Genomic DNA, 16,107 nt, shown 5'->3' on the forward strand with positions numbered 1-16,107 from the left:
GCTTGAACGCATGACGCGGATGATCAGCCTTGCAGAGGTGCCCGCACTGGCCGGCTCGATGCTCGAGGGAAAGGTGCAGGGCCGCATCGTCGTCGACGTCAACGCGTGATGCGTTGCGTGGCGGCTCGCCCGAGACCGCTTCCACAAAACCGCTGAACCCTGGCCCTCATTCATACCCCCATGCCACTCGAGACCATGAACTCCAACCTCGTGAACCTGCCAAAGCGGACCACCCGCGCCCTTCAATGCCTGGCCCTGGCCCTCGGCTTCGTGGCACTGCCCACCTGGTCAGCCGAGGCAACGCCGACCGGATTGTGGAAGAACATCGACGACAACAGCGGCAAGCCGCGGGCGCTGATCCGCATCACCGAAGCGAACGGAACCCTGCAGGGCCGGATCGAGAAGGTCTTCCCGGGTCCGAACGAAGATCCGAATCCGAAATGTGAAAAGTGCGAAGGCGCAACCAGGAACGCACCGATCGTCGGGCTGGTGATGCTGAGCGGGCTGAAGAAGGATGGAGACGAGTACACCGGCGGCGAGATTCTCGACCCGGAGAACGGCAGCACCTATCGCAGCAAGGTTCGCGTGATCGACGACGGCAGGAAGCTCAGCGTGCGCGGCTACATCGGCATTCCCGCCCTGGGCCGTTCGCAAACCTGGCTGCGCCAGGAGTAAGGGTCGTGTCTCCATGGTCGTCACATTCGCAACTTCGCGGCCATCGCACATCGCCTGAATCGCACGACGCAGCAGAAACGCGAACCATGACAAGTCTTCCCAGCAACGCCGCGCCGCATGCACGATACATCGACGCCCCCAATCTTTCCGTCAACGTCGGAGGCACCGCCTTTGCCTATCGAGACCTGGGCCCACGGAACGGCGTGCCGCTCGTACTGTTCAACCATTGGGGTGGGGTATTGGACAACTTCGATCCAAGGATCGTCGACGGCCTCGCCCGCAAGCGCCGCGTGATCGCGACCAACTATCGGGGTATCGGCGCGTCTGGCGGCATGGCGCCGGTGACCATCGACGAGATGGCGCGCGACGCCATTGCCCTGATCCGGGCACTGGGCTTCGAGACAGTCGACTTGCTCGGCATGTCCCTCGGAGGATTCGTTGCGCAAGACGTCACGCTCAAGGCGCCGGGCCTGGTGCGAAAACTCATCCTGACCGGCACGGGCCCCGCGGGCGGCGCGCGCATCGACCGGGTCGGCGCGGTGTCATGGCCACTCATCATCAAAGGTCTGCTGACACTTCGTGACCCGAAGTTCTATCTGTTCTTTACGTCCACGGTCACTGGGCGCCGTTCCGCAAAGGCCTTCCTGGAACGGATCAAGGAACGCAAGACGAAGAGGGACAAGGACCCGGCCCCCGGGCCTTTCCTGCGGCAGCTCAAGGCGATCAAGGCCTGGGGCCAGCAGGCTCCCCAGGACCTCGGCCGCATCAACATTCCGGTCCTGATCGCCAGTGGTGACAGCGACATCCTGATTCCAATGATGAACAGTGCCGACATGGCCCGACGAATCACCGGCTCACAACTGTTGATCTACGAAGACGCCGGGCATGGCGGAATTTTTCAGCATCACGCTGATTTCGTACCGAAGGCTCTTTCCTTCCTTGGCGACTGATTCAGGGCCTGCGCGAACCCAAGAGGGGTGTGGCATGGCGACTCTCACCCCCATCATTCAATGTTCTGCGCAGACCTGCTGGCCGGAACCTTCACCAGCTCAGCGCTGAGCTGCCAGAGCCGCTCGGCCGTCACGTCGTCGTGGGCCAGCGGATTGGGCGAACGGAGCGGCCACCCACCGGCGCGCGACTGCTTGTCCTTGTAGCGAGCCTTCTGGCTGAAGTACTCACCCGACTGCTCCGCAACCTCGGGCGCCAGCAACGCGTGCAAGGTGGTCTGCACACCTTCCCAGGGTTCGATCATCCCGGCCATGCGAAGCAGCGGAATGGCGATGTAGTTCTCCACCCACTTCGGGATCGGAAGCTTCACGAGGTTCGTGCGGACCCAGCCGGGGTTCACACTGGCAACGGTAACGCGTGTGCCGCGCAGGCGCCGTGCCAGCTCCCGGGCGTGCAGCAAGTTGGCCAGCTTGGACTGTGCATAGGCCTCCCAGCCGTCGTATCGACGCTGGTGGTAGTTCGGATCGTCGAAGTGGATCGCGCCCTTGCGCCCCAGAGAGTCTTCATGGAAAAAGCTGGAGAGGATGATCACGCGTGACGGGCTGCCAGCCATCAAGACATCGAGGAGCAGCTCCGTCAGAAGGAAGTGGCCAAGGTGGTTGGTGCCGAACTGCGTCTCGAAGCCGTCCTTGGTGTGCCCTGCAGGCGTGTTCATGACGCCCGCGTTGTTCACCAGGCCGTGCAACGCGTCATGGCGTTGCCGGACCTCCTGCGCGAATCTCCGCACGGAATCGAGCTCGCCAAGGTCGAGTTGGAGAACCTCCAGCTTGGCTTTCGGCAGTTCGGCCCTGAGGGCGTCCGCAACCCGGTTGCCCTCGGGCAGCCGGCGACAGCCCATGATCACCCTCGCCCCTTGTTTCGCGAGCTGACGGGTGGTCGCCAACCCCAGGCCGGAGTTGGCACCTGTGACGACATAGATCTTGTCGCTCAGGTCAAGGGCAAGCAGTGCGGGGCGGACCATCAGAGGCTGGTTCATGGCTGTTCCTTGATATGCTTCATTCAACAGGAGACTGTTGGTCTCCAATGTAGCAGACCACCGGTCTCTTGTGGAAACTCTTTCGCGAACGGCCCCATGAGCAATCCATCACCCTTCCTGCGCGCACGCTCACCTGAGCAGAAGGAGGAGCGCCGGCGGCACCTGCTCGACACCGCGAAGGCATTGCTCCTCGAGATGCCCGACGTGCATGCCCTGGGCATCAACGAACTCGCCCGCCAGGCGCAGATGACGAAGTCCAACGTCTACCGCTACTTCGAGAGCGGCGAAGCGGTCTTGCTGGACGTGCTGGTCGAGGAGTACGGCCTCTGGATTGCCGAACTGCAAACAGGCCTGGCCCGAGGCCAGGACGTGAAGCACGGCGGGACGATCGAGCACATTGCGAAGACCTTCGCCGCGGCCGCGGTTGCACGGCCTCTGCTGTGCCGACTCACCAGCATCCTGCCCTCCATCCTCGAGCACAACATCACGGAGGAGCGCATGGTCGAACTCAAGCAGGCCTTGCTGGCCGTGCGGCAGCAGACGGCGAACGACTTCCATCGCTGCGTGCCTTCGATCCCGGCCTCGGGCTTCGAGAAGTTCATCCATCAGGCGCTGCCGCTTCTCATCGGGCTCTGGCCGCTCAGCCACCCGGCCGACATTTCGGCACGGGTGATCGAAAGGCCCGATCTGGCGGCATTGCGCTACGACTTCCAGCGCGATCTCGAAGAGGGCCTGCTGATGCTCTTGCGCGGCCTGCGCCCCTGAGTTGCGACCAGGCGTGGGCACGCCGCGCTGACTTCGGCGAGCCGATGAACGCGCAGTCAAAGCCGTCCAGCCGACCCGCTCAACATGCCTGGGACTTGAGGGAAGTTTCAGCTTGGTGAATCCCCGCGGCTTGATCGGACTTTTCACGTGATGTACTGTAGCTGCAACTGTTGCATATGCAATATGTTGATGAGAGAGGCTGGGACTGGATGCTTACGCGACGGTGACGTGCCTGCTCTTTGACCACCCCGCAACAACTTCTGGGAGCGCCCATGTCCAAGCCTGAAATCGTTCTTTGCACACCGGTTCGAACCCCGATCGGCACTTACGGCGGTGCGCTGAAGGAAACGCCGGCGCCCGCGCTGGGCGCGGCGGTGATCCGCGAGACCCTGCACCGCTCGGGACTGGCCGCGAACGCCGTCAGTACCATTGTCATGGGGCACGTGATCCAAGCTGGCACGCGAATGAATCCAGCGCGACAGGCGGCCATCGACGGCGGCCTGCCGGTCGATGTGCCGGCCCTGACGGTCAACAGGGTCTGCGGCTCGGGCGCCCAGGCGATCGCTACCGCAGCGCTCGAGATCGCGGCAGGGTATGCCGAGATTGCGATTGCCGGCGGCATGGAGAACATGGACCAGGCGCCCTATCTGGTGCCCGGCGCGCGTTGGGGACACCGCATGGGCGACGCCCAGCTGCTCGACAGCATGTTGCGAGACGGCCTGCACGACGCCTTCAGCGGTCAACACTCGGGCTGGCATACCGAGGATCTCGTCAGCCGCTACGCCATTGCCCGCGAGGACCAGGATCGCTGGGCCACGCGCTCGCAACAGCGATTCAGCAGCGCTCAGGCGGCAGGAAAGTTCGCTGAGGAGATCGTGCCCATTGAACTCTCCGGCCGCAAGGGGCCGGTGATCTTCTCCCAGGATGAAGCCAATCGGCCCGACACGACCATCGAGTCACTTGCCAAGCTCAAGCCGGCGTTCCGCAAGGACGGCACGATCACCGCCGGCAACGCGCCCGGGCTCAACAGCGGCGCAGCGGCGGTGATCGTGGCGGAACGCACGATTGCGGAGAAGAAGGGATTGAAACCATGGGCGCGCCTGGTTTCGCACGGTGTCGCGGCGGTCGATCCGGGCATGTTCGGCATCGGGCCGGTGCCAGCGGTCAAATTGGCCCTCCAACGCGCCGGCTGGAAGCACACGGACATCGAGCGCATCGAGATCAACGAGGCATTCGCCGCGATCACCCTGGCCTGCCTGCGGGAGCTCGACCTGCCGGAAGACATCGTCAACGTCGAAGGCGGCTCGATTGCCCATGGCCACGCCATCGGCGCAACGGGCGCCGTGCTGACTACGCGCTTGCTGCACTCGATGCGGCGAGACGGCCTCAAGAGGGGCATCGTGACACTGTGCATTGGCGGTGGCCAAGGCATCGCACTCGCGCTCGAGCTGCTCTGACGAACTGCGAGAACCAACTCCAATGAAATACACCGCGTTTGGAAAGACCGGCCTGAGAATTCCGGTTACGTCGGCGCTCTTTCGCTCGAACTCTCCACCGAACAACTTGGCCGCCTCGACACCGTGAGCAACATTGCCGGCTCGGCGCCAGCAAGGAAGCCAGTTCCCTGGTCGGCCACGGACATTGCCCGGGTGATCGCCTGAGGAGAGCGGGCGGCCTGGCATCGCCAAAGCACGGCCCACCTCGTCGTGTCCGTATCGGCTGGCGTTTCAGGCGTAGATGTTCGGCACGCGCTGCCGCAGGGCACTCGCCTTGCTCTCGCCCAGCGCCTCGACGACCGGTTGCCAGGTCGAGCCGTAGCTCGGCGTTGCATCAGGGGCGAACATGGTATGGGGCCAGTCGGATCCCCACACCATGCGGTCGCCAAACAAGTCAGCGAGGCGGCGGATCTGTGGCACGAGCTTCGTGTACGGGCATTCTGCGTTGAGGCGATACCAACCCGAGAGCTTGAGCCAAGCCCCGTGTCGCGCGAGTTCCGAAATGATCTTCCACGCCGAGTGGTCGGCGCCAATGCCCGAATCGAACCCGGCAAGATGGTCCAGCACGCAAGTCACGTCGCTGTGTCGGTGGCACGCAGCAACGGTCGCCAGATCCTCTGCACGGGCATACCACTGCATGTGCCAGCCTTGCCTGCGCAAGTGGGGAGCCAGGCTGGCGAATCGCTGCGCAGGATTCGCGCTCTCACCCACCGGTGACACAAGGTTGAGCCGTGCGCCGCGCACGCCGCGCACGTGCATTGCACGGAGGTCGTCCTCGCTCACATCACCATCCAGCACAACCACACCCCGGTGCCGGCCAGGCTCGACAGCGAGGGCGCGCAGCAGCAATGAATTGTCCGTGCCGTAGACGCTTGGCTGCACCAGCACCAGGTGATTCACGCCATGCTGGCGCGCGACGGCCTCGACTTCCGTGAGCGGGCGATCCACCGGTGCGTAGTGACCCATGCGCGAGGGTGCCGACGCCTCGAACACGTGCACATGGCAATCCCAGCCTCCAGCAAGCGCCTCAGTCACGCGTGATTCCCCGCTCCTTGATGACACCTGCCCATAGCGTCCGCTCGGACTTCAGGAACTGCGCAGGATTGCCGCTGAACACTTCACCACCAAGCGCACGAACGCGGCCAAGCACCTCCGGGTCGCTCATCACCTTGGCAAATGCCGTTGCCAGCTTGTCGCGAACGGCGGGGGTAACGCCCGCGGGAGCCAGAATGGGATTCCACTCCAGCACCTCGTGACCAGACACGCCGGCCTCCGCCATGGTGGGCACGCCAGGCAATGCACGACAGCGAGTTTTTGCCGTCACAGCCAGTGGCCGCAGGCGGCCGGCTTGAATCATCCCGAGGCTGGACGCGACATTCGCGAAGAACAGGGGGACCTGGCCGCCCATCACATCGTTCAGCGCGGGCCCACCGCCGCGGTACGGGACGTGGGTCAACTGGACCTTGGCGATCTGCTCGAAGAGCGCGCCTGCCAGGTGCTGGGCCGATCCGTTGCCTGAGGATGCGTAGGCGATGGCCCCAGGCTTGGCTCGCGCCAGCTTCAGGACATCCGCAACGCTCTTTGCCTCGAAGCTGGGTGTGCAAACCAGAACGTTCGGGAACTGTGCAAGCACCGCTATCGCCGTGAACGATTTGTCGCTGTCATAGGGCAGCTTCTGGAAAAGCGCCGGATTGACCGCGAACGACGAGGCGTCGAGCAGCAACGTCGCGCCGTCCGGCACCGCCCTGGCGACCTGGCCGGCGGCGATGGTGCCGCTCCCACCGGGCTTGTTCTCGACGATCACAGGCTGGCCCAGCGCGTCGGACAGTTTGGGCGCGATCAACCTGGCCATGGCGTCAGCCCCGCCACCCGCAGGGTACGAGACAACCAGCGATACCGTCTTTCCGCCAGCGAGGTCGCCAGCGGAGAAGGCAGGACCGGCGAATGAAGCGGCCGATGCGGCCAGGAACGCTCGACGATTGATGTGACGAATGTGCATCGGATTTCTCCTCAGGTGATCGTGACGCTGTAGTGGAAGGCAAACGCGTCGCCGTGCGTGATGCGCAGTTCGACACACCGCCCGGCCAGGTCATAGGCTTGGCGAGTGACAACGGCACACGGGTGACCCGCCTGGAGATCCAGGGCCTTCGCCTGGGCTGCAGAGAGCATGGCGAACCCGATCTCATCTGTTGCCCGGGCAACCGCCACACCACACGTGGCTTCAAAGAAGGGATAGAGAAGATTTCCGATGTCAGCCAGCGGGACATCGACCAGGGCGTCGAACACAGGCAACGGCAGCCAGATGTCCTCCAGGAGGCGCGGTTGGCCCGCCAAGGAGCGGAGCCGCTGGAGCCGCAGCACCGGTTCACCGCGCGCCACACCCAGTCTTCGCGCAACATCCGGAGAAGCGACCGCGGCTTTGCGGGTCAATATCCTTGACTCCGGCACCTCGCCGTCGCCCGCGCCGAAACGAAAGAACCGAAGCATTGGCGCTCCGGCAAGGCCGCTGCGCACAAAGGTCCCCTTGCCGTGGCGCCGCTCGATGAGCCCTTGTTTTGACAGGAGCGTCAGCGCTTGCCGCAACGTCCCCAACGCAACGCCATGGTCCGATGCGAGGCTCGTCTCCGACGGCATGCCAGTGCCTGGAGGCCACTCACCGTTGACGATGCGTTGCCGCAATGCTTCCGCTACCGCGGCGTATCGACTCTGCCCTGGATCAGGCTCGACGGGTTTGCGAGTGACAACCTTGTCCATTGGAAAACCTCCAGTCCTCTAAAGGACTATAAGAGATTCAGTGGAGGTGCGCAAGCCACCTGCTGCTCCCGTTTTGCAGCAGAGGGGCGAACAGCTGCGTCGCAGCGCGCAGGCCCCCAAAGCGATAATTCGTCGATGACACGATTCATCCGAGTCGAGGCAACCGGCCTCGAAGGTGCAAGAGAGATTTCGGCCGCGGGATGGGATGGGCAGGTTCTGCGAATGAGCCGGGACGCCTTCCTCAAATGGCGCAAGGCGGGGGCGGAAAAGCTGGGCAAGGCTTGCGTCTACATCCTGTTCGCCGACGATTTCTCGAGGACAACGGCCAACCAGCGGTTCCTCAGCGTGGGCCACATCAGTGCCACGCCCCAACCCGTTGATTCGCAAGACAAGGAAAGAGCCTTCTGGTCTGTTGCCCTGGTGTTCACGTCAGCGGGCAACTGGATGACCACGGGCCAAGCCCGGACCGTCGAGTCGATCTTCATCGATTGGGCACGAGACGCCGGCCGCTATGAAGTAGCCAATCGCACGGTGCCAGAGGACCTCCCATCCGCGGACCCGGACGGCCTCGTGCGGGCCTACCTCGCACCGATCAGAACCGTGCTGGAGTTCGCCGGCATCGATGTGTTCCAGTTCAATCGCGAGGGATTGTTCACGCTGTCCCGCGGCCCGAAGTTCGGCAAGCTGGACAGGGCCAAGGCGCGGGTCGTGCCCGCAGCCGTGAAGACGATAGAGATCTACCAGGACAGCCGCCTGGGTGTGAACAAGCTTCCCGAGATCATCGAGAAGGTGCAGGCACTGGTCGACGCGGGCGTTGCGACCTTCGATGGCGACATGGGGGTTGTTTCCTTCATCCGGCCAACCAGGGTGATCGCTTCCGGCGCGTTCGACACCCTCCTCGGAACGTTTCCGAAGGACTGGACCAACGCCTCCCGACGGTCCATCCAGGACGTGTTCGACGACCACAAGGGCGCACGCCAACCTGCAACGCGTTCATTCGCCCCGCTTCCGATGGGAGCAGACGGGGAACAGTCGACGCCTGCCGGCATGACGGCGACTTGCCCGGCTTGATCACGGGGTGGGGTCTCGCTGACCCCGTCCTTGGCCAAACTGGACCGCCTCGGGCAAACGAGCCCCTTCAGAATCCCTTCGCACAAAGAAAAAAGGGTCAGTCCTTTCGGACTGACCCGTTTCTCTAGAACAGTAAGTTCTGGTGCGGCTGGCAGGAATCGAACCCACGACCCCTTGGTTCGTAGCCAAGTACTCTATCCAGCTGAGCTACAGCCGCGAAGCCTTGAAGTATACACACCTTTTTGTGGATCACGCAAGTGCTGCGGCGGATTTATAGCAATCTGCTGCACGGTCCATGTCGGACTGCTCCTCGGCCAGGCGTGCCAACAGGCGCCACGCGTGGCGGCGCGACGAGGCAGCGAGTTCGTTCGATGCCGTGGCCTGCTCGAGCAGCACACGCGCCTTGCCCCACAGCTCGCGTTCGGCCCACGCGCAGCCCACTGCGAACGCCACGGTGGCGTCACGTGGCAAGGCCTTCACGGCCACCTCGAAGCGCGGCAGCCAGTCGGGGCCGATGCCGTCGAGGGACTGCACCAGGGCTTCGGCCACGGCCGCACGTTCGTCACCGGCCAGCTCGGGCAGGCGCTCCCAGAACGGGCGCAACCAGCTGCGGGCTTCGGTGTGCTGGGCATACGAGGCCAGGCGGCTCGCGGCACGTGCCGCCACGAGCGGGTCGCGGCGGTCGACCGCTTCGAGTGCAAACCACACGCGGCGCACCTGGTCGGCGTCGCGGGCACCGTCGAGGGATTCGAACGCCAGCGCGCGCAACAGGCCGAGGGCCGCGGCCTTCGAGAACCCCTGGTGCTTGGCCAGCAGCCGCGCGGTCTTCAGCGCTTCGTGGGGCTGGTGCGCAAGGCGCGTGGCCTGCAGCTTCAGGCGCAACGCGTGCGTGCGGCGCGACACGCCGGGTGGCAGTTCGGCGAGCAGCTCGAGCGCCCGGCCTGCGTCGCGGTCGTCGAGGGCCCATTCGGCGGCGAGCAGCCGCGCGCCCTCCTCGGCCGGCCGTGCAAGGCTGCTGCGGCTCGACAGTTCGAGGGCCTGGTTCAGCGCGTCGTCGCGGCGCACCCGGTCTTGCAGCTTGTGCAGGCTGCCGGCGGCGAGCAGGTGGCCCAGCACGGTGAACTCGTTGTCCTGCACGAGGTCGGGCGTTTCGGCCTGGATCACGAGCGCCCGTTGCGCGGCCTTGTGCGCGCGGCTGTAGCGGCCGCCGAAGTACTGGGCCAGGGCCTCGCGCAGCGCGGCCTGCGCGGTGCGGTCGCGGCGGGCCACACGCCACTCGTGCGCACGCTGTGGCAGGCCCACGAGGGCATTGATGGCCTGGATGGCGCTGACCAGCACGAAACACGTGCCGATGAGGGCCAGCAGGAAGAGGTTCAGCGAGACGTCGGTGCGTTGATGGCCCCAGTAGAACGACACCAGCCCGTCGTTCGCGCCCAGGGTGGAGGCGGCCACCACGGCCACGATGAAGAGCAGGATGAACCAGATGACGGCACGCATCGGTGGGAGTCCCGCTCAGCGGCCGGCCGCGGCGGCAGCCAGCGCGGCAAGCGTTTCGTCGGGGCGCGGCAGCGCCACCTGGCGGGCGCTCGCGAGCACCTGCTTCACGAGGTCGGCCGCCACCGTGGTGCGGCGCGACGACCGGTCGAAGTAGCGGTCGAGCATGGCCTGCGCGGCCTGCAGGTCGGTCTGCGTGGTGTCGAACTGGCGGCTCAGCAGCGCGAGGCGTGCATTGAGCAACCGCAGCTTCAGGTTCTCGCGCAGGAAGAACGCCTGCTCGGGTGACAGCAGCGCGGCCTCCGGGTGCGGGATGGTGGTGACCCGCACGAGCGAACGCACCTCGTTCCAGGCGACGTCGACGGCGTGGTCCCAGCCACCGGTGACGGAGGCCCACCACGACGCGGGACCGCTTGTGGGCGGCGCCGATGCGGCCGCCTTGGGCTCGGGCCGGAGGGGTTCCTTCCTGGGCGTGGCTTGCGCGAGCATGGGCAGGTCGTCGACGAGGCGCACCGCTTCGTCGAGGCGGATGGTGAGCGTGGAGATGTCGGCCACCCCCACGGCCTTCACACGGTCCAGGTCGCGGGCCACGGCACGGCGCACGCCGTCGAGGCGCGGCTGGCTGTATCGGGTGAGGCGTTCGTCGGCCTGTTTCAACGCGGCCACGAGCGGCTCGGCACTGCCGGTGATGGACGACTGCTGCTGGGCCACGCGCAGGCCGGCCTCGATGTCGACGACGAGGTTTTCATCGCGCGAGCGGGACAGCGACTGGATCAGGTCTTCGAGCTGGGTGCGCTGCAACGCCACTTCGGCCAGGCGGGCCTCCAGCAGCGCCACCTTCGCCGCGCTTTCGCGGGCGGTGTCCTGGGCCTGCTTGGCCAGCATGCGGGCCTCGGTGGCCTGGCCCTGGGTGTCTTGCTGGCGGCGCGCCAGTTCCTGCTCGATGGTGCGCACGCGCTTCTGCGAGGACACGGCGATGCCGAGGCTGGCCAACAGCGCCAATGCGAACACGGCCAGCACCAGCATGAGCCACAGGTTTCGCCGCTGCTTCGGAGGCAGCACGGGCAATGGCAGCACGGGTTCGGCCGAGGAGGGGTCGGGCTTGGGGGGTGTTTCGTTCACGCGAAGGATTGTATGCATGCGGCCACCGCCGCCAATGAGGGCCGGGCTTCCACCACCCGGCCGAAACCCTGCTGCCGGGCCCGGTCGGCGATGCGGGGATGGGTGGCCAGGGCGCTGGCCCGGGCCCAGGGGGTGTCGGGCGCCAGCGCGGCGAGGTGGCCGACGGCCTCGGAACTGCTGAAAAACCACAGGTGCTGCCCGGGATCGGCCAGCGCGGCGGCCAACACCGAGGCCGCCGGGGCGTCGAGCCGGGGAGCGCAGCGCCGGTAAGCGGCCAGCAGCTCGACGGACGCGCCCTGCTCCGCCAGCCGGGCCGCGAACCAGTCCCGCCCGCTGGTGCCCCGCACGATCAGCACCCGGGCGCCGTCCCAGGGCCGGTGGGCAATGGCCTGCCAGAGGGCTTCGGAGTCGAACTGGGGGGCGTCCGGGGCCGGCTGCACGATCAGGCCGGCCGGCACCCCCAGGCGCTGCAGCGCGGTGGTGGTGCCGGGACCGGGCGATGCGGCCAGCACCCGTTCGGGCCAGGCCAGCCCGTCGGGGCGCAACGCGAAGAAGTGTGCGGCGGCATTCGGGCTCACGAACATCACCATCGTGTACCCGGCCAGTCCCGCCCAGGCCGCCTGCACCGCGGCGGGGTGGGCCGGGCCCTCGATGCCGATCAAGGGCAGCGCGATGGCGTCCAGTCCGGCGGCCCGCAGCCCGTCGACCCATTCCCCGGCCTGCCCGGCGGGCCGGGTGACAAGCACACGCATGAGGCGGTCAGGCAGCCGGCAGGTAACCGGCGGCCCCCTGGTCGCGCAACAGCGCCGCGGCGTGTTCGCCCAGCGCGGTGGCGGCACGTTCGTCCATGGCCGGGCCGTGGGTGGTGGCCCGCAGCAGCGGGCGGTCGACGGCTTCGGGGTCGCCGAGGGCCACGGTCACGTGGAGCGTGTCACCGGCCCACACCGCATGCGCGGCCAGCGGCATGCTGCAGCTGCCCCCGAGCGCGCGGGAGACGGCCCGCTCGGCGTGCACCGCGAGCCACGTGGGGCGGTGCGTGAGCGTGGCGAGCTGGGCGCGCAGGTCGGTGGCGTCGGAGCGCACCTCGATGCCGAGCGCGCCCTGCCCCGCGCAGGGGATCATCTCGTGGGTTTCGAACACCGCGCGGATGCGGCTGGCCAGGCCGAGGCGGATCAGCCCGGCCGCGGCCAGCACGATGGCATCGTGCTGCCCTTCGTCGAGCTTGCGCAGGCGGGTGTCGAGGTTGCCGCGCAGCGGTTCGATCACCAGGTCGGGCCGCAACGCCCGCAGCTGCACCACGCGGCGCAGGCTCGACGTGCCCACGCGCGCGCCCTGGGGCAGTTCGGCCAGCGTGGCGAACCGGTTGGCCACCAGCGCATCACGCGGGTCTTCACGTTCGAGCACGCAGGCGAGGTCGAAGCCGTCGGGGAGGTCCATGGGCACATCCTTCAGCGAATGCACCGCCAGGTGGGCCCGGCCTTCCTCGAGCGCCGTCTCCAGTTCCTTCACGAACAGGCCCTTGCCGCCCACCTTGGACAGGGTGCGGTCGAGGATCTGGTCGCCGCGGGTGGTCATGCCGAGCAGGCCCACCGAGTGGCCGAGCCGCTGCTGCAGCAGGTCGCGCACGTGTTCGGCCTGCCACAGGGCCAGGCGGCTCTCACGGGTGGCGATCAGGAGGGAGGAGGCGGGGACGGACATCATGAAATCGTAGCAGGCGCGCGCCCGAGCGCCTTTTTTCGCGTTGCGGCCACCTAAAATCGCGCTCTCTCTCACAAGGAAAGCCATGGCATCCCGCTCGAAAGTCGATACCCCTGACAAAAACGGTCCTCTGATCGAGGACATCCGTCTCCTGGGCCGCATCCTCGGCGAAGTGATCCGGGAGCAGGAAGGCAAGACGGCCTTCGAGCTGGTCGAACGTGTGCGGCAACTGTCCGTGGCCTACCGCCTCAAGAGCGACGTGCAGGCCGGCCGCGCCCTCGACCGCCTGCTGAAGAACCTCAGCAGCGACCAGACCGTGAGCGTGATCCGGGCGTTCAGCTACTTCTCGCACCTGGCCAACATCGCGGAAGACCGCCACCACGTGCGCCGCCGCGACCACCACGAGCGCCAGGGCCACCTGCAGGAAGGCTCCATCGCAATGACGTTCGAGCGGCTGGGCCAGGCCGACGTGCGCGCGAACGACGTGGCCAAGGTGCTGCGCCAGGCGTTCATCTCGCCGGTGCTGACCGCGCACCCCACCGAAGTGCAGCGCAAGAGCATCCTCGACGCCGAACGCGCCATCGCCGAACTGCTGCAGGCCCGCGACACGATCACCACCGAACGCGACCTCACCGCGAACGAACGCCTGCTGCGCGCCCGCGTGACCCAGCTGTGGCAGACCCGCATGCTGCGCTACACGAAGCTGACGGTGGCCGACGAGATCGAAAACGCGCTGAGCTACTACCAGTCCACGTTCCTGCGGCAGATCCCGAAGCTCTACGAAGAGATCGAGGACTTCCTGCCCGGCCAGGACCTCGGCACGTTCTTCCGCATGGGCAACTGGATCGGTGGCGACCGCGACGGCAACCCCAACGTCAGCGCCGCCACGCTGCGCATGGCGCTGCGCCGCCAGGCCGAAACCGCGCTGCGCTTCTACCTGACCGAGGTGCACGAGCTGGGCGCCGAACTGTCGCTGTCGCTGATGCTGAACCCGGTGAGCGCCGAGCTGCAGGCGCTGGCCGAACGTTCGCCCGACCACAACGACCACCGCCAGGACGAACCGTACCGCCGCGCACTGATCGGTGTGTACGCCCGCCTGGCCGCCACCTTGCACGAGCTGACGGGCACCGAGGCGCTGCGCCACGCCGTGGCCCCGCAGGACCCGTACCGCGACAGCGGTGAGTTCGTGGCCGACCTGCAGGCGGTCAAGACCTCGCTGATGGGCCACCATGGCCACGCGCTGGTCGGCCCGCGCCTGCACCCGCTGATCCGTGCCGCCCAGGTGTTCGGCTTCCACCTCGCCACGGTGGACCTGCGCCAGAGCTCCGACAAGCACGAGGCCGTCGTGGCCGAGCTGCTGAAGGTGGCCAAGCTCGAGGCCGACTACAGCGCCCTCGATGAGACCGCCCGCCGCAACCTGCTCATCGCGCTGCTGCACGACACGCGCCCGCTGCGCGTGCATGCGGCCGACTACAGCGAGCACACGAAGGACGAACTGGCGATCTTCGAGGCCGCGAAGGAAATGCTGCAGCGCTACGGACGCGAATCGCTGCGCCACTACATCATCTCGCACACCGAGGACGTGAGCGACCTGCTGGAAGTGCTGTTGCTGCAGAAGGAAGTGGGCCTGCTGCGCGGCACGCTCGACGACAGCGCCGTGGCCGACCTGATCGTCTCCCCGCTGTTCGAGACCATCGGCGACCTGCGCAACGCCGCGCCCATCATGCAGGCGTACTACGCGCTGCCGGGCATCGCCGCCATGATCAAGCGCTCCGGCAAGGAGCAGGACATCATGCTGGGCTACAGCGACAGCAACAAGGACGGTGGTTTCTTCACCAGCAACTGGGAGCTCTACCGCGCCGAGATCGCGCTGGTGGACCTGTTCGCCACGCTGCGCGCCGACCACGGTATCACGCTGCGCCTCTTCCACGGCCGCGGCGGCACGGTGGGCCGTGGCGGCGGCCCCAGCTACCAGGCCATCCTGGCGCAACCTCCGGGCACCGTGAACGGCCAGATCCGCCTGACCGAGCAGGGTGAGGTGATCAACTCGAAGTACGCGAACCCCGAGATCGGGCGCCGCAACCTCGAGACGCTGGTGGCCGCCACGCTGGAGGCCACGCTGCTGCACCCCACGCAGAACGCGCCGAAGCGCTTCCTCGAAGTGGCCGGCCAGCTCAGCGACGCCAGCATGTCGGCGTACCGCAAGCTCGTCTACGAAACCCCGGGCTTCACCGACTACTTCTTCTCGGCCACGCCCATCCGCGAGATCGCCGAGCTGAACATCGGCTCGCGCCCGGCGTCGCGCAAGGCCACCCGCGCCATCGAAGACCTGAGGGCCATTCCCTGGGGCTTCAGCTGGGGCCAGTGCCGCGTGGCGCTGCCGGGCTGGTGCGGCTTCGGTTCGGCCGTGCAGGCCTTCCTGGGCAAGGACGAAGCCGAACGCAAGGAACGCCTCACCGTGCTGCGCAAGATGCACAAGCAATGGCCGTTCTTCCGCACGCTGATGTCGAACCTCGACATGGTGATCGCCAAGAGCGACCTGGCCATCGCGGCGCGTTATGCCGAGCTGGTGGAAGACAAGAAGCTCGGCAAGCGCATCTTCACGGCCATCGAGGCCGAGTGGCAGCGCACGAACGAGGCCTTGACGCTGATCACCGGTGAAGCGCGCCGCCTGGCGTCGAACCCGTCGCTCGCACGGTCCATCGAGCACCGCTTCCCGTACCTCGATCCGCTGAACCACCTGCAGGTCGAACTGATGCGCCGGCACCGCCAGCGTGTCGAGGGGGATCCGCAGAACGAGCGGGTGCAGCGCGGGATTCACATCTCGATCAACGGGGTGGCCGCGGGGTTGCGCAACACGGGGTGAGGCTGCCCGGCCCTTGTCACATCGGTGCCCCCCTCCCCGTCATCCCGGCGCCCCCTTCACGTCATCCCGGCGCCCCCTCCACGTCATCCCGTACATGGACGCCCCTGTTTCGCAAGCACTTTGTTGGCATGGTCTGGCTGGCAGGAAGAGAGTTGCACCCGTACATCCGGACTTTGAAGTTG

General features: G+C 66.6%; 15 protein-coding genes and 1 tRNA gene (1 of these 16 only partly in view). 7 read left to right on the forward strand and 9 right to left on the reverse strand.

Annotation, left to right across the window (positions count from 1 at the left end):
• From ASC87_RS06490 to ASC87_RS06500, 3 genes are all read left to right on the forward strand, one after another.
• On the forward strand, positions 1–109 hold the final stretch of the coding sequence (locus tag ASC87_RS06490; RefSeq protein WP_056658459.1) for an MDR family oxidoreductase. 869 nt of this gene lie to the left of the window's left edge; the window shows 109 of its 978 coding nt (coding positions 870–978); its start codon lies off the left edge, out of view; the stop codon is at positions 107–109.
• A gap of 86 nt (positions 110–195) precedes the next feature.
• Positions 196–675: a DUF2147 domain-containing protein gene (locus tag ASC87_RS06495; protein ID WP_056658523.1), complete on the forward strand. Its 480-nt coding sequence runs from the start codon at positions 196–198 to the stop codon at positions 673–675.
• 86 nt (positions 676–761) lie between these two features.
• Positions 762–1,625: an alpha/beta fold hydrolase gene (locus tag ASC87_RS06500; protein ID WP_056658461.1), complete on the forward strand. Its 864-nt coding sequence runs from the start codon at positions 762–764 to the stop codon at positions 1,623–1,625.
• Positions 1,626–1,678: 53 nt separating this feature from the next.
• On the opposite strand, the gene ASC87_RS06505 is transcribed toward ASC87_RS06500, so the two are convergent.
• On the reverse strand, positions 1,679–2,659 hold the full coding sequence (locus ASC87_RS06505) for an SDR family oxidoreductase (protein ID WP_056658464.1): 981 nt from the start codon (positions 2,657–2,659) through the stop codon (positions 1,679–1,681).
• 96 nt (positions 2,660–2,755) lie between these two features.
• Here ASC87_RS06505 and ASC87_RS06510 point away from each other — a divergent pair, with 96 nt between their 5' ends.
• On the forward strand, positions 2,756–3,424 hold the full coding sequence (locus ASC87_RS06510) for a TetR/AcrR family transcriptional regulator (protein ID WP_056658466.1): 669 nt from the start codon (positions 2,756–2,758) through the stop codon (positions 3,422–3,424).
• A 272-nt stretch (positions 3,425–3,696) separates the two neighbouring features.
• Positions 3,697–4,881, forward strand: coding sequence for an acetyl-CoA C-acetyltransferase (locus ASC87_RS06515; RefSeq protein ID WP_056658468.1), 1,185 nt, complete (start codon positions 3,697–3,699; stop codon positions 4,879–4,881).
• A gap of 270 nt (positions 4,882–5,151) precedes the next feature.
• On the opposite strand, the gene ASC87_RS06520 is transcribed toward ASC87_RS06515, so the two are convergent.
• From ASC87_RS06520 to ASC87_RS06530, 3 genes are read right to left on the reverse strand one after another with little or no spacing between them, the layout of a single operon-like run.
• Positions 5,152–5,955, reverse strand: a complete 804-nt coding sequence (locus ASC87_RS06520; RefSeq protein ID WP_235582078.1) for an amidohydrolase — start codon at positions 5,953–5,955, stop codon at positions 5,152–5,154.
• Positions 5,948–6,919 (reverse strand): tripartite tricarboxylate transporter substrate binding protein, encoded by a 972-nt coding sequence (locus tag ASC87_RS06525; RefSeq protein WP_056658471.1) that lies wholly within the window; start codon positions 6,917–6,919, stop codon positions 5,948–5,950. The genes ASC87_RS06520 and ASC87_RS06525 overlap by 8 nt, the downstream gene beginning before the upstream one ends.
• Before the next feature lie 11 nt (positions 6,920–6,930).
• Positions 6,931–7,674 carry a GntR family transcriptional regulator gene (locus tag ASC87_RS06530; RefSeq protein ID WP_056658474.1) on the reverse strand — a complete coding sequence of 248 codons (744 nt, stop codon included), beginning with the start codon at positions 7,672–7,674 and terminating at the stop codon, positions 6,931–6,933.
• A gap of 135 nt (positions 7,675–7,809) precedes the next feature.
• Between ASC87_RS06530 and ASC87_RS06535 the strand changes: the two genes are divergently transcribed.
• Entirely contained in the window at positions 7,810–8,745 is a 936-nt protein-coding gene (locus tag ASC87_RS06535; protein WP_157603870.1) for a hypothetical protein, read from the forward strand.
• Positions 8,746–8,885: 140 nt separating this feature from the next.
• On the opposite strand, the gene ASC87_RS06540 is transcribed toward ASC87_RS06535, so the two are convergent.
• The 5 genes from ASC87_RS06540 to hemC all read right to left on the reverse strand — a co-directional run bounded on the left by ASC87_RS06540 (position 8,886) and on the right by hemC (position 13,062).
• Positions 8,886–8,962, reverse strand: a tRNA-Arg gene (locus tag ASC87_RS06540).
• Between the two features lie 32 nt (positions 8,963–8,994).
• A complete protein-coding gene (locus ASC87_RS06545) occupies positions 8,995–10,242 on the reverse strand; it encodes a heme biosynthesis HemY N-terminal domain-containing protein (protein WP_056658478.1) in 1,248 nt (415 codons plus the stop codon).
• Positions 10,243–10,257: 15 nt separating this feature from the next.
• Positions 10,258–11,361, reverse strand: a complete 1,104-nt coding sequence (locus ASC87_RS06550) for a uroporphyrinogen-III C-methyltransferase (protein ID WP_235582079.1) — start codon at positions 11,359–11,361, stop codon at positions 10,258–10,260.
• Positions 11,358–12,113 (reverse strand): uroporphyrinogen-III synthase, encoded by a 756-nt coding sequence (locus ASC87_RS06555; protein ID WP_056658480.1) that lies wholly within the window; start codon positions 12,111–12,113, stop codon positions 11,358–11,360. Before ASC87_RS06555 ends, ASC87_RS06550 begins: the two co-directional genes overlap by 4 nt.
• Before the next feature lie 7 nt (positions 12,114–12,120).
• Positions 12,121–13,062 (reverse strand): hydroxymethylbilane synthase, encoded by a 942-nt coding sequence (gene hemC, locus ASC87_RS06560; RefSeq protein WP_056658483.1) that lies wholly within the window; start codon positions 13,060–13,062, stop codon positions 12,121–12,123.
• A gap of 82 nt (positions 13,063–13,144) precedes the next feature.
• On the opposite strand from hemC, the gene ppc reads away from it, so the two are divergent.
• Positions 13,145–15,925, forward strand: coding sequence for a phosphoenolpyruvate carboxylase (gene ppc, locus ASC87_RS06565; protein WP_056658485.1), 2,781 nt, complete (start codon positions 13,145–13,147; stop codon positions 15,923–15,925).
• Positions 15,926–16,107: the final 182 nt, after the last annotated feature.

Origin of the sequence: Rhizobacter sp. Root1221, assembly GCF_001425785.1 — a bacterium.
Taxonomy (GTDB): domain Bacteria; phylum Pseudomonadota; class Gammaproteobacteria; order Burkholderiales; family Burkholderiaceae_C; genus Rhizobacter.

Coding starts and splice junctions, on each gene's coding strand:
- ASC87_RS06555 (WP_056658480.1), bottom strand. CDS start 12,113: ATGCGTGTGCTTGTCACCCGGCCCGCCGGGCAGGCCGGGGAATGGGTC.
- ASC87_RS06545 (WP_056658478.1), bottom strand. CDS start 10,242: ATGCGTGCCGTCATCTGGTTCATCCTGCTCTTCATCGTGGCCGTGGTG.
- ASC87_RS06530 (WP_056658474.1), bottom strand. CDS start 7,674: ATGGACAAGGTTGTCACTCGCAAACCCGTCGAGCCTGATCCAGGGCAG.
- ASC87_RS06505 (WP_056658464.1), bottom strand. CDS start 2,659: ATGAACCAGCCTCTGATGGTCCGCCCCGCACTGCTTGCCCTTGACCTG.
- ASC87_RS06515 (WP_056658468.1), top strand. CDS start 3,697: ATGTCCAAGCCTGAAATCGTTCTTTGCACACCGGTTCGAACCCCGATC.
- ASC87_RS06525 (WP_056658471.1), bottom strand. CDS start 6,919: ATGCACATTCGTCACATCAATCGTCGAGCGTTCCTGGCCGCATCGGCC.
- ppc (WP_056658485.1), top strand. CDS start 13,145: ATGGCATCCCGCTCGAAAGTCGATACCCCTGACAAAAACGGTCCTCTG.
- ASC87_RS06500 (WP_056658461.1), top strand. CDS start 762: ATGACAAGTCTTCCCAGCAACGCCGCGCCGCATGCACGATACATCGAC.
- hemC (WP_056658483.1), bottom strand. CDS start 13,062: ATGATGTCCGTCCCCGCCTCCTCCCTCCTGATCGCCACCCGTGAGAGC.
- ASC87_RS06510 (WP_056658466.1), top strand. CDS start 2,756: ATGAGCAATCCATCACCCTTCCTGCGCGCACGCTCACCTGAGCAGAAG.
- ASC87_RS06535 (WP_157603870.1), top strand. CDS start 7,810: ATGACACGATTCATCCGAGTCGAGGCAACCGGCCTCGAAGGTGCAAGA.
- ASC87_RS06495 (WP_056658523.1), top strand. CDS start 196: ATGAACTCCAACCTCGTGAACCTGCCAAAGCGGACCACCCGCGCCCTT.